Origin of the sequence: Pseudomonas quercus, assembly GCF_012033695.1 — a bacterium.
In the GTDB taxonomy this organism is placed as follows: Bacteria; Pseudomonadota; Gammaproteobacteria; order Pseudomonadales; family Pseudomonadaceae; genus Aquipseudomonas; species Aquipseudomonas quercus.
The window spans coordinates 143692-155456 of the sequence record NZ_JAAVJI010000009.1 but is presented as its reverse complement, the minus strand read 5'-3'; the positions used below and the strand labels follow the sequence as shown (position 1 = coordinate 155456).

Genomic DNA, 11765 nt, shown 5'->3' with positions numbered 1-11765 from the left:
GCAGTGGCCTTATGCCAATGCGAGGGATGTGACCGGGTGCATACCCCCGCGTTGCCTGAGTGATCCCGCTGATTTGTAATGGTTTTGCACAGTGCGCCCTAGTTGATGGCGTTTTGCCTTAAGTTAGGGGCTTCGACGGCAAACTGTGAACGCACCATGAAGCGCGCAACAAAAAACCCAGGCGTGATGCTCAGCCTTCTAGCCACCTTTTGGACAACGGGCTGCCTGGCAGAGACGACCTTGAGCCAGCAGCACGAGAAGCGCTGCGAATGGGGCCAGCAGTACGCAAGCCAGGTAGAGGCCCGGCACGCAGAGGGGGTTTCCTATCGGCAAGCTGTCACGCAGGTGGACGGCATGGGGTATGCCGCTGCGTGGAAATCCAGAATGGCCTACGCCATTACCGACTGGGTCTACGGCCGACGCGTTGGTACGGGGCCTGCCCACCCTGAGCGTGACTACTCCAGCCGTTGCACGGCGTATTATCAGCAGAAGCAGGGGGTGTTCGCCCCTCGTGGGCCCACATCGGCTGATCCTGAGCCGGTGCTTGGGTATTTGCCGGGAGTTGTGGTGGTTCATGCTCGCTGACTTGGGCCTGTGTTTTTACCTTGCCTGTACCTGCAGCCTGAGCGATACTGGATATCCATCCAGCAAAAGGCCAATCACCATGGACCATCAACTCGTTGCTTCCCACGTTGACCCCTTGGCGGGAGGCGCGTTGTCGCCGCTTCAGTCCTGGAAGCACCACTGGGTATTGCTCAACCATGAACTGGACGACGTCAACCGGCAGTTGATCGAATGCCATGAGCGTATCGCCCGCCTGATGGCCAGCCATGCAGACGACAAGGCCCGCCTCGGTCACCAGCAGGGCAGAATCCTGGAACTGGAAGCCCAGTTGAAGCGGTTTCAGGACAAGCAGGCCCTGGCTGCAAGCAACGAAGTGGCTGGGCGGGGCGCAACCGTTTTCTCGCTCGCGCACTTGCGTTGAGCATCACGTGCCAGGCGCGGGCAATCCCGCTTGAACAATTTTTTGTAATGGTAATGCACAAGCCGCCAAGTTAATGGCAATTTGCCTTAGTGGGGGGCTTTGAAGGGGTGTGGCGAACCAATAGCCAGGAGGGTGGCCCAAACCATGTCTGGCCCCTGATACCACCGCACCGCTTATTACCTGCACACAGAGGAATTGTTCGATGAGCACGGACCGACATCTGCTGATCGTGGATGACGACCCGGACATTCGCCAGCTGTTGAGCGAGTGCCTCAGCCAGGCGGGCTACCGTGTAAGCACTGCCAGAGATGGGCGCGACATGCAGCTCAAGCTGGACACCAATGTGGTGGACCTAGTGGTGCTGGATGTCATGCTCCCCGGTGTCGATGGCTTGGCCCTGTGCAGGCGCCTGCGCGAAGTGTCCAATGTGCCTGTCATCATGCTGACAGCCCGTGGCACCTTGGACGACCGTATTGCCGGGCTGGAGCAGGGCGCTGATGACTACCTGGTCAAGCCCTTTGACCCTCGCGAGCTGTTGTTGCGCGTTCAGACCGTCTTGCGCCGGGCGCTCAGCTTTCCCCAGCGGGCCCGGATCGACGAGGTCGCCACCCTGAGTTTCGCGGGTTGGGCACTGGATACACGCACCCGCCAGCTGCTGTCTCCCCAAGGGATCGTAGTGTACCTGGGCAATTCGGACTTTCGCGTGTTGCGGTTGCTCCTGCAGCATCCCAATCGCCCCCTCAGCCGCGAGTTCCTGCGCAACCATGCGTTCGATAAGGACAGCCGGCCGTTCGACCGGGCAGTAGACGTGTGTGTGAGCCGGTTGCGCCAGCACCTTGGCAATGCTCTTATCAAAACCGTGCGCAACGAAGGCTACATGCTCACAGCCACAGACGTCGAAAGCCGTTGAAACGCTGGCTCCTCAAACTGTTACCCCGGTCACTGTACGGGCGCATGGTCGCTATTCTGGTGGGCGGTACGCTACTGGCCCAGGCCGCCACCAGCACTGTGTGGTTCGATGTGCGGCATATCCAGTCCCTGGAAATTCCTACACGCCTGGTGGCCACTCACCTGGCCGACATCGTACGGGTGGCTGAACAATCGCCGGCCGACGTTGATCACCTGTCGGCGCTTCTGCGCTCACCGGGTTTCGAAGTAAGTGTCAACGCCTCGCCTACCCACCCTGATGTACCACTGGACGTGGATTCCCAAGCGGCCGAAGACCTGTTGCGCAGCGTATTGCATGAGAAAACCGGCAAGGCCCAAACCTTCCAATTGCTACGGCTGGAGCTGCTTGACCGCCATAACCGCAAAGCAGGGCTGACCGCGCTGTTATCGGCCCGGCCCACTACGGGGCGGTTCCTCATCGACTTGCGTTTGCCCGATGGCCGCTGGCTGCTGGTCGATGCCAAGGAAAGCCAAGGCTGGAGTTCCCACGCGCCCTGGTACCTGGTTGCCGATTACGTGCTGCGCATCTATCTGCTGCGCATCCTGTTGGTGCTAGCGGTGACGCTGGTCGCCGTACGGCTGGCCATTGCCCCGCTCAAGCGCCTAGCGGATGCCGCGCGGGCCCTGGGCGCCGACATCTTGCAACCGCCGCTACCCGACCGGGGGCCCAGCGAAGTCCGTGATGCCAGTGCGGCGTTCAATGCCATGCAACGCCAGCTGGCCGAAAACCTGAGTGAACGCACGCGGTTCATCGCGGCGGTGTCACACGACCTGCGCTCACCGCTCACGCGCTTGCGCCTGCGTACCGAGCAGGTGGCTGACGAGGCGTTGCGTACCCAGTTGCAGCAGGACCTGGAGCATATGCGGCAACTGGTGGACACCACGCTGGACTTCATTTCCAGCGGCCATACCCGGGAGCCGCGCCAGCGCATCGACCTGGATGCCTTGCTGATGAGCCTGCAGGCAGACTTCACCGACATGGGCGCCCAGGTGAGTGTGACAGGCAAGGCGGCTACGCCGGTGTCAGGCTATGCACGCCCTCTGCATCGCTGCCTGGAGAACCTGATCGACAATGCGGTGCGCTACGGAGGTAGCGCTGAGGTGGCCGTAGAGCACCAGCCCCGTTTATGGCGCGTGACCGTGGCGGACCGGGGCCCTGGCATTGAGGAGTCGGAACTGCCGCGGGTGACCGAGCCCTTTCTACGCCTGGACCCTGCCCGCCACAGCGAAGGGTTCGGGTTGGGCCTGTCCATTGCCGAGGCTGTGGCCAAGGTGCACGGCGGGCACTTGACCCTGCGCAATCGCGAAGGTGGCGGGCTGGAGGCCGTATTGGAAGTACCGGTAGCTCTGAGTACCTGATGTGCTAGAAAAATGGGCATACATCGTTTGGAGGCTGCGTCGTTCACAATCCTTTCCCAAAAGAGTAAATGCGGAATGTATCAGTGATATGGACAAGCGAAAGCCTTGAACTGCGCTCGTGGTCCTCATCCTCGCGCCCAGTTGCCTGGGAATATTTGCCGCTATCTAGAAGAGCAAAATCATTTTTACGTCAAAATTGAATTTGTTTCGAGCAAGTGTTTTTATCTGCTCTTACTGGTTATGTAGCAAATACTTGGTTGAAGTTCATAGAGGGCACTTGATGCAGGCAATTTTGGATTTGATCGAAATTGCGACGATGCAGGCTTGGATTTGGGGACCATTAATGGGGGTGGTTTGTGGTGTTGATGATTTTGCCACTCCTCAAGCGAGCACCTTTACCCGCAATCCTGGGGCCGAAGACTGAGCAAAAGCCCCTTACTTCACCGCCCACTCTAAAACTGTGGAAAGAGTGCGGTTTCCTGCTGACACTGCCTATTGTGCTGGCTTCGCCATTCATTCCCTGATCGCAACGGGGCCGATTTTGGATACGTACCGACCACTACGCGTATTGCCGTTCTTCATGATTCCTCTAGGCGTGGCTATGCTTGCGCTTTTTGCTCCAATGCGTGCAGGTAGCGCCCCTATACGTGACCTTGACGGGGTGTGTCATCAGCGGTGGCTTCCCTCCTGGCGCCCCTCTTCATAGACGATAGGCTCATGTTTTCAGCCCTGCATCATGAGGCGCCCGCTTCAATTCAATGGCCGTGTTGCACTCGGCTTCTGCAACCGTATGTTGCGGCTAACCGGACAGACCGCATGGGTTGAAAGCAAGCCGCCTTTTTAGCTGTACTCCGGCCCAAGCCACACTACCGCTTCATGCCATACGCCCTTGGTGGCAAGCTCCTCAAGCGTTTCTAGGAGTATCTTTTCCCAGCTCATTCCCAACCTTGAACGTCGCCGGTCCTTTAACGTTGTGATCGAGACAACCGACCTGATCCCTGGCCGCTCAATAGAGTGCGCGACGAGGTTGCCCTTCGCAATGTCTTCCTGAACAGCCGCATGAGCAAGAATGCAGTAGCCGTGTCCTTCGGCAACTAGTCGCTTAGTAAGGCTGACGCTATCCACCTCCAAACGAGTTTTCAAGCGAACCCCATTTTGGGCCGCGACCTGCTCCAGTAGACGCCGATTGCTGTGTGGAAGCCCCGGTAATATCAAAGGCATATCGGCGAGTTCAGCAAGGCGCACTGATCTGATTGGTTCGCCAGGCGGTCCGACCAAAACCATCGGCTCGCTGAACAACGATCTAACATCAAAGGCTTCAACAAGCGGTTGGTTATACACTACGGCCACTTCAATTCTACCGCTTAGTAACCATTCCTGCAGGGAGGTGCTAAGCCCCTCAAGTACGTGCAATGACGCTTTTGGCCAACGCTGTTGAAACTTCGCAATCAGCTGAGGGCCCACCACTGTACCAAGTGTTGGAGGCAACCCGACAGCCAGATGTCCGCGTTCTACCACTCCAGCGTTGCGAACATGATCGGACGTTTCTTCTGCGAATCGTAGCATGACCTCCGCTCGCTCAAGCAGTCGTGAGCCCGCAGCAGTGAGCTCCACGCCTTTTCCATGCCTGACAAACAGGGTGACCTGCAGCTCCTCTTCCAGCTTAGCGATCTGACGGCTCAAAGCCGGCTGGGCAATGAATAACTCGCGCGCGGCACGGCTGAAACTGCCGCAGTGCGCGACCTTTGCAAAAGACCTCAGCTCTCTAATATCCATGCTATTACCCATGCTTTATTGGCATAGCTTTGTATCAAAATAAAGTTTTTGCGCCAAGTACTCGTTTTTTCTATGCTCCGGCTATATGGCTCGTTGCAGGTTGATGGCGACCGCAATACGCGATACGACAAGAACAATGACGCCCACAAGGGCGAGGAATAGCCATGAAACAGTTGAAGAAGCTCCACGTCCAGGTGCTTTTAGCACTGGTCGCAGCAGTCATCCTTGGCTTCGCTGCGCCCGGCTGGGCCGTCGCGATGAAGCCCCTTGGCCAAGCCTTCATCGCACTTCTGAAGATGATGCTTGCCCCTATCGTATTTGTAACCTTGGTACATGGACTGACCCATGTTCAGGACATGCGCAAGCTTGGTCGGCTGGGCGTCAAGTCGCTTCTGTATTTCGAAGTCGTCAGCACAGTCGCAATGATCATCGGATTTATTCTGGTGAACGTTGTACAGCCAGGCGTAGGGCTTCATGCCACGACAATGGCAGAGTCCAGCGAGGCTATAAAAGCTACCTCGGGAGCCGGTAGCGTTTCTATGGTGAGCTATGCACTGAGCTTGATCCCCCACACTCTGGTAGACGCGTTTGCCAAGGGCGATATCATCCAGGTGCTCATCATTTCTGTGCTGGCGGGCATCGCCATTAACCGCGTCTGTGGTCCTGACTCCGTCGCCGTAAAAGCAATTGATGAAGCGCAGAGCATCTTGTTCAAGATGCTGAGCTTCATCATGAAGCTTGCGCCGCTCGGTGCTTTCGGCGCAATGGCCGCAGCTATCGGTAGTTATGGCGGCGATACTCTGCTTTATCTACTCAAGCTCATTGCAGTGTATTACGCAGCGTCGCTGATCTTTGTTTTCGGCGTGCTGGGCTCTATCAGCTGGTGGATTGGGCTGCCATTCCTAAGCGTGTTGCGGCTCATTCGGGACGAGATCCTGCTCGTATTCGGCACCGCGTCCGGCGAGGTTGCCTTCCCACGCCTGATTGAAAAGCTCAAGCGAAGCGGGTGCGATGAAGTGGTGGTCGGGTTCGTGCTGCCCGCGGGCTACAGCTTCAACCTCGACGGTACCGCCATCTACATGGCGATCGCTATTGGCTTTATCGCACAAGCGACCGACACGCCTTTCTCTCTCTGGCAGCAGTTGGGGCTGCTGGCAATCCTGAGTATCACCTCTAAAGGGGGTACCACCGTTGCCGGCGGCGCTTTCATCAAACTCGCTGCAACACTGCAGTCGGTTCAGACACTGCCTCTCAGTGGTCTCGGATTACTCTTCGGCATCGATCGCATCATGGCGACTGCCACTGCCCTGACCAACATTGTGGGCAACACCATCGCCGTGTTTGCAATCGCGCGCTGGGAAGGCGCGTTCAACCCTGAAGACTTCAAGCGTGAAACAGGCCGTGCGCCGGGTCGCAGCCTGTTGCGTCCCCCGCCTGACGCCAAGCCTCTCGCAGAGAAAGCGCTGGTACCCAAGCCACAAACTCAGCCTTAAAAGCTGTCGAGGAACTTGCCATGAATCGTCTACCTCCCGTTGACCCTGACAACCTGAATGATGCGCAGCAGGTTATTTACGAGCGCATTGCCAACGGCCCGCGCAAGGGCGTCCGGGGCCCGCTGGCAATTTGGCTGCACCGCCCGGAGCTCGCCGAGTGCGCGCAGGCACTGGGTCGCTATTGCCGCTATGACAGTTGCCTGGAGCCACGCCTTTCTGAGCTCGCTATTTTGATGATGGGTCGGCATTGGCTGGCCGAGTACGAATGGGCAGCTCATAAGCCATTTGCACTCAATGCGGGGTTGTCTCTCAACATCATCAATGCAATTCGCGATGGTCAGAAACCACTCTTCGAGCGCAAAGACGAGGAGTTGGTGTACCGCTTCATCCACGACCTGCACTCACAGCGATACGTGACGGACGCAACGTACCAGCGGTTTATCGAAACCCTGGGCAATGATGCTGCTGTCGATCTGGTCGGTATCGCCGGTTATTACACGCTGATCTCCATGACCATCAAAGTGTTCGAGGTACCGCCGCCTGCCGGCGTCCAACCCGAACTGCCTGCCCAACTCCAATAAGGATTTCCCATGACCGAAGCACTTCCTAAAAGCGACCGCCTGCATGGTAAAGTGGCCATAGTTACAGGCGCAGGTTGCGTTGGCACTGGTTGGGGCAATGGGCGCGCAGTCGCTGTGCTTTTTGCATTGGCTGGAGCAAAAGTATTCGCCGTGGACCGGGATATGGGGCCCATGGAGGAAACGCTCACCCGCATCAGAGAAGAGGGTGGTGATGTCACTCCTTACGTCTGTGACGTGACTGACAGTGCGGCGGTGGAGGCGATGGTCGCGGCGTGCAAGGACACCTACGGCGGCGTGGACATCCTAGTGAACAACGTCGGTGGTTCGGCCCCTGGTGGCGCCGTTGCTCTCAGCGAAGAGAAGTTCGACGCTCAAATTGCACTCAACCTCAAGAGCGTGTTTCTGACCTGTAAGCATGTTTTGCCGCACATGGAAGCCCAAGGCAGCGGTTCGATCATCAACACGGCGTCAACGTCAGGAATCCGCTTCACCGGATCCGCGCAGGTGGCCTATGCCTCAAGCAAAGCCGGAGTGATCCAGCTGGGCCGCGTCACCGCTGTTGAATATGCCCCGAAGGGGATCAGGGTTAACACTGTAGTTCCTGGTCAGCTACACACGCCGATGGTTGAAGTCCGCTTGGCAGGGCAGCGCACTGGTGGGGACGTCGACAAGCTGCTTGATTCCCGTCTTGCCCGCATCCCACTGGGCTTCATGGGCGACGGTCGCGATACAGCCTACGCGGCGCTGTATTTGGCCAGTGATGAATCACGTTTTGTGACAGGCACCGAGATCGTTGTCGACGGCGGCATGAGCGTGCGCTGTAACTGAAGCCCGCGCGTGGCCTTAATCAGGCTTGTCATGCTCATCTAACAAAAATCAGAGCACTCAACCATGGCTGACCTGCCCAGCTTTCGGGCGTCTCGACGCTTTTTTATCAAACAAACAGCAACTGTCGCCGCTGGGGTCAGCCTTCTCGGTGACGCGTTCACCCAGACTTCCGGAGCTACTATGCCCAGCCCATCTACAGCACCTGCTCTTTGGGATTGTCACACCCATATTTATGGACCGTGGGACCGCTTCCCTCTTCCGGCTAATGCGGCGTACACGCCTGATCCGGCGCCTTTCGCGGATCTATTGGCGTTACACGAAAAGCTGGGGATCAGTCGTGGCGTGTTGGTGCAGGCGGCGCCGTACGGGACAGACCATTCTGCGATTCTTTCTGCGATTGCCCAAAGCAAAGGGCGGTACAGAGGCGTCGGATTGATCGACGAAAACACCTCCGATGCGGAGCTGCAGAAGCTTCATGAGGGTGGGTTACGGGGTATCCGATTCAACCTGATGGGCCACCTTCCGGGTGCGCGTGATCCTGAGAAGTTGCGTCATCTGGCAGAACGCGTCGCACCGCTGGGTTGGCATGTCTTGGTGCATGGTGAGCTCACCACGCTGCTCCCGTTCCTGCAGCAATGGCAGAACCTCAAAACACCACTGGTGATCGATCACATGGCCCGGCCGGACTTCACCCAGCCGATGGACACCCGCGCGTTTGCGCAACTGCAAGAGCAGCTCAAGCGTCCCGACCGTTGGATCAAGTTGTCGGGCGTCGACCGGGCCATGCAGGGTCAGCCAGGACCGTGGCCACAGGCGCTGGATCGGGTTCGCCAGTTGCTTGAGTGCGCACCGGAACGAGCGATCTGGGGCTCCGATTGGCCACACCCGAATATAAAGGGGTCAACGCCCAGCGATGCTCAACTTCTTGAGTTCATCGAGCAGGTTTGCGGCAACGCCACGCTGCAAAAAGCGGTGCTTGTCGACAACCCCACGCGCCTGTATGGCTGAACCGCCGCGTGCGAACTGGACTGATCTGGAGTCACCCATGAACGATCCTGAATGGCGTCCCAGTACTCGTGTGCCCGATCCGGCAGTCAAAGTGCTGGATCCCCGCTTCGCGCATTACCGACTTGCCCACGCCAAGGTCGAACGGCTGGCGACGGGCCTGCGCTGGGCTGAAGGTCCCGTCTGGTTCGGCGATGGGCGCTACCTGCTGTTCACCGACTTACCAAACGATCGAATCATGCGTTGGGATGAGGCTAACGGCACGCTAGGCGTATTTCGCCAGTCATCTAATCAGGCCAACGGCATGACCCGTGATCGCCAGGGCCGGCTGTTGATATGCGAACACGGCGCAAGGTGCATTACACGTACGGAGTACGACGGCTCGGTAACTGTCCTGGCTGACCGATTTGAGGGCATGCCCCTTAACTCGCCCAATGACATCGTGGTCAAGTCAGACGACAGCGTCTGGTTTACCGATCCGCCTTTCGGGCTGGTCAGTGACTACATGGGGCGGCAAGGGTCGCCATCGCTGCCTGCAAATGTGTATCGCAGGGACCCCGACGGCACGTTGCATTGTGTAGCCCGGAACCTTGAAGGTCCTAACGGGCTAGCATTTTCTCCTGATGAAAAAACGCTCTATCTCGTTGAATCCAGAGCACGCCCGCGCAGGATCGTCGCCTATAGCGTTGATGAGGACGGTCGCTTGGAAAACCGGCGTCACTTGATCGATGCAGGCACAGGTTTACCGGACGGCTTGCGGGTAGATGCCGATGGCAATCTCTGGTGCGGCTGGGGGGCTGAGGCGCCTGGACTCGACGGCGTAAGAATATTCGCTGCCGATGGCACAGCCATCGGGCACATCGATTTACCCGAGCGCTGCGCAAACCTCTGCTTTGGCGGCCCGCGCGGCAACCGCCTGCTGATGGCCTCAACCACTTCTTTGTACTCACTGTTCGTAAACACGCGCGGCGCTTGAACGCGCTCTAGGAAAGGTGGCCCTGTGATAAAAACAAGAAATACCCCGTTACTACTCTCGACCAGTTTGGTGGGGTTGCTGACATTCTCACAACTCGTAGACGCAGCAGAACTGAAGGTCATCGCTAGCGGCGCGCTTAAAGGCGCTATGGCACATCTGCAGCCCGCTTATGAAAAAGCCAGCGGTAATACGTTGGCGATTAGCTGGGGACCTTCGATGGGCGAGTCTCCTGAGTCCATTCCACAGCGCATCAAGCACCATGAGCCGATGGACCTAGCAATCATGGCAAGCGAGACCCTCGACCTACTCGCTCCGTCAGGCGCATTCGACCTGACCACGCGGCGCGATATCGCCGATTCTCCGATTGGCGTAGGCGTTCCCCACGGGCACGCACATCCGGACATCTCCACAGTGGCAGCACTCAAAGCGGCCTTACGGGGGGCGGACAAAGTCGCCTACTCACAAGGTGCGAGCGGCGTCTTCATTCGCTCGGAGCTGTTCCAACGCCTGGGAATCGCCGAACAGCTCAAGGGCAAAACTTTAGAGGTTCAGGGTAAGGAGCTCGTGGGCACTGCACTGGCCCGTGGGGAAGCCGACATCGGCATGCAGCAAGTCAGTGAGCTGAAGGTGACGCCAGGCGTGGATTACCTGGGACCGCTGCCCAAAGAAGTCCAAAAGGTCAGTCGTTTCTGCGCGACGGTGGCCTCGCAGACCTCAAATGCCGTCGTGGCGCGTGAGTTCGTACAGTTTCTCGCCAGTCCTGCTGCCCACCAACTGCTGACGGAAAGCGGGCTGGAGCCCGTACAGAATTCGTCTAATCAAGGAGCTAAGCAATGAACATGGTCTCCCGTTTTTTTGTAGGCGCATCGCTCAGCCTGGCGGTGGGGTTTGCTTTTGCCGACGCAAAGCTTGAGCACGACATTGTCCGTTACGCCAACGTGCAGATCGAAGTTAACTCTCAGGGAACTGGGCCTGTCGTCGTCATGCTTCCTTCCCTCGGAAGGTCAGGGCGCGACTATGACAAGGTTGCTCAATATCTTCAGGAAGATGGCTTCCGTGTCGTCAGACCAGAGCCCCGCGGTATTGGTGAAAGCAAAGGCCCGATGGAAAACCTGTCGGTTCATGACTTTGCCCGAGATGTGGCGGCGGTTGTCGAGCATGAAAACAAAGGACCTATAGTGGTCGTCGGACACGCTTGGGGGAATTTCGCAGCACGAATGCTCGCTGCCGATCGTCCTGACCTCGTTCGCGGGGTTGTGATGGCAGCTGCATCGGCAGGCAAGGTGCCACCTGGCTCCACCGAAAAACCTATCAACGCCGAAATGCGCCAAGCCATCGATGGGGCCGGCGATCTTTCTCTGAGCAAAGAACAGCGTCTCGTTTATCTGAAAAAAGCATTCTTCGCGCCGGGTAATGACCCATCTGTGTGGCTTGATGGCTGGCACGAAGCAACCCATGACGCCGAGTCCCATGCGCGCAATACAACGCCTGTCGACGACTACTTTGCAGCTGGCAAGGCACCAATTCTGGACCTGCAAGGCGAAGCTGATACGGTGGCACCGAGACGTTTTTCAGGCGTACTTAAAAGCATGTTGGGCGATCGGGTCCAAGTAGTGGTGCTGAAAAATGCGGGACATGCGATGGCACCTGAACAACCAAAGGCGATGGCTGATGCAATCGCTGCATTTGCCAAGGCCCAGTACGCACGCTAAGGTCGCTGAGTAATGAGAACAGGCGCCCTTGGGCGCCTGTTTTACTTTCAGCAACGCGAAAGCTTTGTATGGACGCCAGTTAGCTTGGCCTTAACTGGTCAG

At 57.9% G+C, this 11765-nt stretch carries 13 protein-coding genes; 12 read left to right on the top strand and 1 reads right to left on the bottom strand.

Going from position 1 to position 11765, the window contains the following annotated elements:
- Positions 1-156: 156 nt before the first annotated feature.
- The 5 genes from HBH25_RS15590 to HBH25_RS15570 all read left to right on the top strand — a co-directional run bounded on the left by HBH25_RS15590 (position 157) and on the right by HBH25_RS15570 (position 3716).
- The gene (locus tag HBH25_RS15590; protein ID WP_168084854.1) at positions 157-585 is read left to right on the top strand and encodes a hypothetical protein; all 429 of its coding nucleotides are present in this window, start codon (positions 157-159) and stop codon (positions 583-585) included.
- 79 nt (positions 586-664) lie between these two features.
- Positions 665-985 (top strand): GreA/GreB family elongation factor, encoded by a 321-nt coding sequence (locus tag HBH25_RS15585; protein ID WP_168084853.1) that lies wholly within the window; start codon positions 665-667, stop codon positions 983-985.
- A 202-nt stretch (positions 986-1187) separates the two neighbouring features.
- The gene (locus tag HBH25_RS15580; protein ID WP_168084852.1) at positions 1188-1895 is read left to right on the top strand and encodes a response regulator transcription factor; all 708 of its coding nucleotides are present in this window, start codon (positions 1188-1190) and stop codon (positions 1893-1895) included.
- Positions 1896-1939: 44 nt separating this feature from the next.
- Positions 1940-3292 (top strand): ATP-binding protein, encoded by a 1353-nt coding sequence (locus HBH25_RS15575; RefSeq protein WP_168084907.1) that lies wholly within the window; start codon positions 1940-1942, stop codon positions 3290-3292.
- A 280-nt stretch (positions 3293-3572) separates the two neighbouring features.
- Positions 3573-3716, top strand: coding sequence for a hypothetical protein (locus tag HBH25_RS15570; protein ID WP_168084851.1), 144 nt, complete (start codon positions 3573-3575; stop codon positions 3714-3716).
- Between the two features lie 416 nt (positions 3717-4132).
- Here the strand turns inward: HBH25_RS15570 and HBH25_RS15565 are convergent, their stop codons facing one another.
- A complete protein-coding gene (locus HBH25_RS15565; RefSeq protein ID WP_168084850.1) occupies positions 4133-5068 on the bottom strand; it encodes a LysR family transcriptional regulator in 936 nt (311 codons plus the stop codon).
- Between the two features lie 164 nt (positions 5069-5232).
- On the opposite strand from HBH25_RS15565, the gene HBH25_RS15560 reads away from it, so the two are divergent.
- The 7 genes from HBH25_RS15560 to HBH25_RS15530 all read left to right on the top strand — a co-directional run bounded on the left by HBH25_RS15560 (position 5233) and on the right by HBH25_RS15530 (position 11663).
- Complete coding sequence (locus HBH25_RS15560; protein ID WP_168084849.1) at positions 5233-6561, top strand: cation:dicarboxylate symporter family transporter; 1329 nt, start codon at positions 5233-5235, stop codon at positions 6559-6561.
- A gap of 20 nt (positions 6562-6581) precedes the next feature.
- Complete coding sequence (locus HBH25_RS15555; protein WP_168084848.1) at positions 6582-7142, top strand: carboxymuconolactone decarboxylase family protein; 561 nt, start codon at positions 6582-6584, stop codon at positions 7140-7142.
- Between the two features lie 9 nt (positions 7143-7151).
- Positions 7152-7970, top strand: coding sequence for an SDR family NAD(P)-dependent oxidoreductase (locus HBH25_RS15550; RefSeq protein WP_168084847.1), 819 nt, complete (start codon positions 7152-7154; stop codon positions 7968-7970).
- Between the two features lie 63 nt (positions 7971-8033).
- On the top strand, positions 8034-8978 hold the full coding sequence (locus tag HBH25_RS15545) for an amidohydrolase family protein (RefSeq protein WP_229631932.1): 945 nt from the start codon (positions 8034-8036) through the stop codon (positions 8976-8978).
- 37 nt (positions 8979-9015) lie between these two features.
- Positions 9016-9951 (top strand): SMP-30/gluconolactonase/LRE family protein, encoded by a 936-nt coding sequence (locus HBH25_RS15540; protein WP_168084846.1) that lies wholly within the window; start codon positions 9016-9018, stop codon positions 9949-9951.
- Between the two features lie 24 nt (positions 9952-9975).
- The gene (locus HBH25_RS15535) at positions 9976-10788 is read left to right on the top strand and encodes a substrate-binding domain-containing protein (RefSeq protein WP_168084845.1); all 813 of its coding nucleotides are present in this window, start codon (positions 9976-9978) and stop codon (positions 10786-10788) included.
- The gene (locus HBH25_RS15530) at positions 10785-11663 is read left to right on the top strand and encodes an alpha/beta fold hydrolase (protein WP_168084844.1); all 879 of its coding nucleotides are present in this window, start codon (positions 10785-10787) and stop codon (positions 11661-11663) included. The genes HBH25_RS15535 and HBH25_RS15530 overlap by 4 nt, the downstream gene beginning before the upstream one ends.
- Positions 11664-11765 lie beyond the last annotated feature (102 nt).

Coding starts and splice junctions, on each gene's coding strand:
- HBH25_RS15590 (WP_168084854.1), top strand. CDS start 157: ATGAAGCGCGCAACAAAAAACCCAGGCGTGATGCTCAGCCTTCTAGCC.
- HBH25_RS15585 (WP_168084853.1), top strand. CDS start 665: ATGGACCATCAACTCGTTGCTTCCCACGTTGACCCCTTGGCGGGAGGC.
- HBH25_RS15580 (WP_168084852.1), top strand. CDS start 1,188: ATGAGCACGGACCGACATCTGCTGATCGTGGATGACGACCCGGACATT.
- HBH25_RS15575 (WP_168084907.1), top strand. CDS start 1,940: ATGGTCGCTATTCTGGTGGGCGGTACGCTACTGGCCCAGGCCGCCACC.
- HBH25_RS15570 (WP_168084851.1), top strand. CDS start 3,573: ATGCAGGCAATTTTGGATTTGATCGAAATTGCGACGATGCAGGCTTGG.
- HBH25_RS15565 (WP_168084850.1), bottom strand. CDS start 5,068: ATGGATATTAGAGAGCTGAGGTCTTTTGCAAAGGTCGCGCACTGCGGC.
- HBH25_RS15560 (WP_168084849.1), top strand. CDS start 5,233: ATGAAACAGTTGAAGAAGCTCCACGTCCAGGTGCTTTTAGCACTGGTC.
- HBH25_RS15555 (WP_168084848.1), top strand. CDS start 6,582: ATGAATCGTCTACCTCCCGTTGACCCTGACAACCTGAATGATGCGCAG.
- HBH25_RS15550 (WP_168084847.1), top strand. CDS start 7,152: ATGACCGAAGCACTTCCTAAAAGCGACCGCCTGCATGGTAAAGTGGCC.
- HBH25_RS15545 (WP_229631932.1), top strand. CDS start 8,034: ATGGCTGACCTGCCCAGCTTTCGGGCGTCTCGACGCTTTTTTATCAAA.
- HBH25_RS15540 (WP_168084846.1), top strand. CDS start 9,016: ATGAACGATCCTGAATGGCGTCCCAGTACTCGTGTGCCCGATCCGGCA.
- HBH25_RS15530 (WP_168084844.1), top strand. CDS start 10,785: ATGAACATGGTCTCCCGTTTTTTTGTAGGCGCATCGCTCAGCCTGGCG.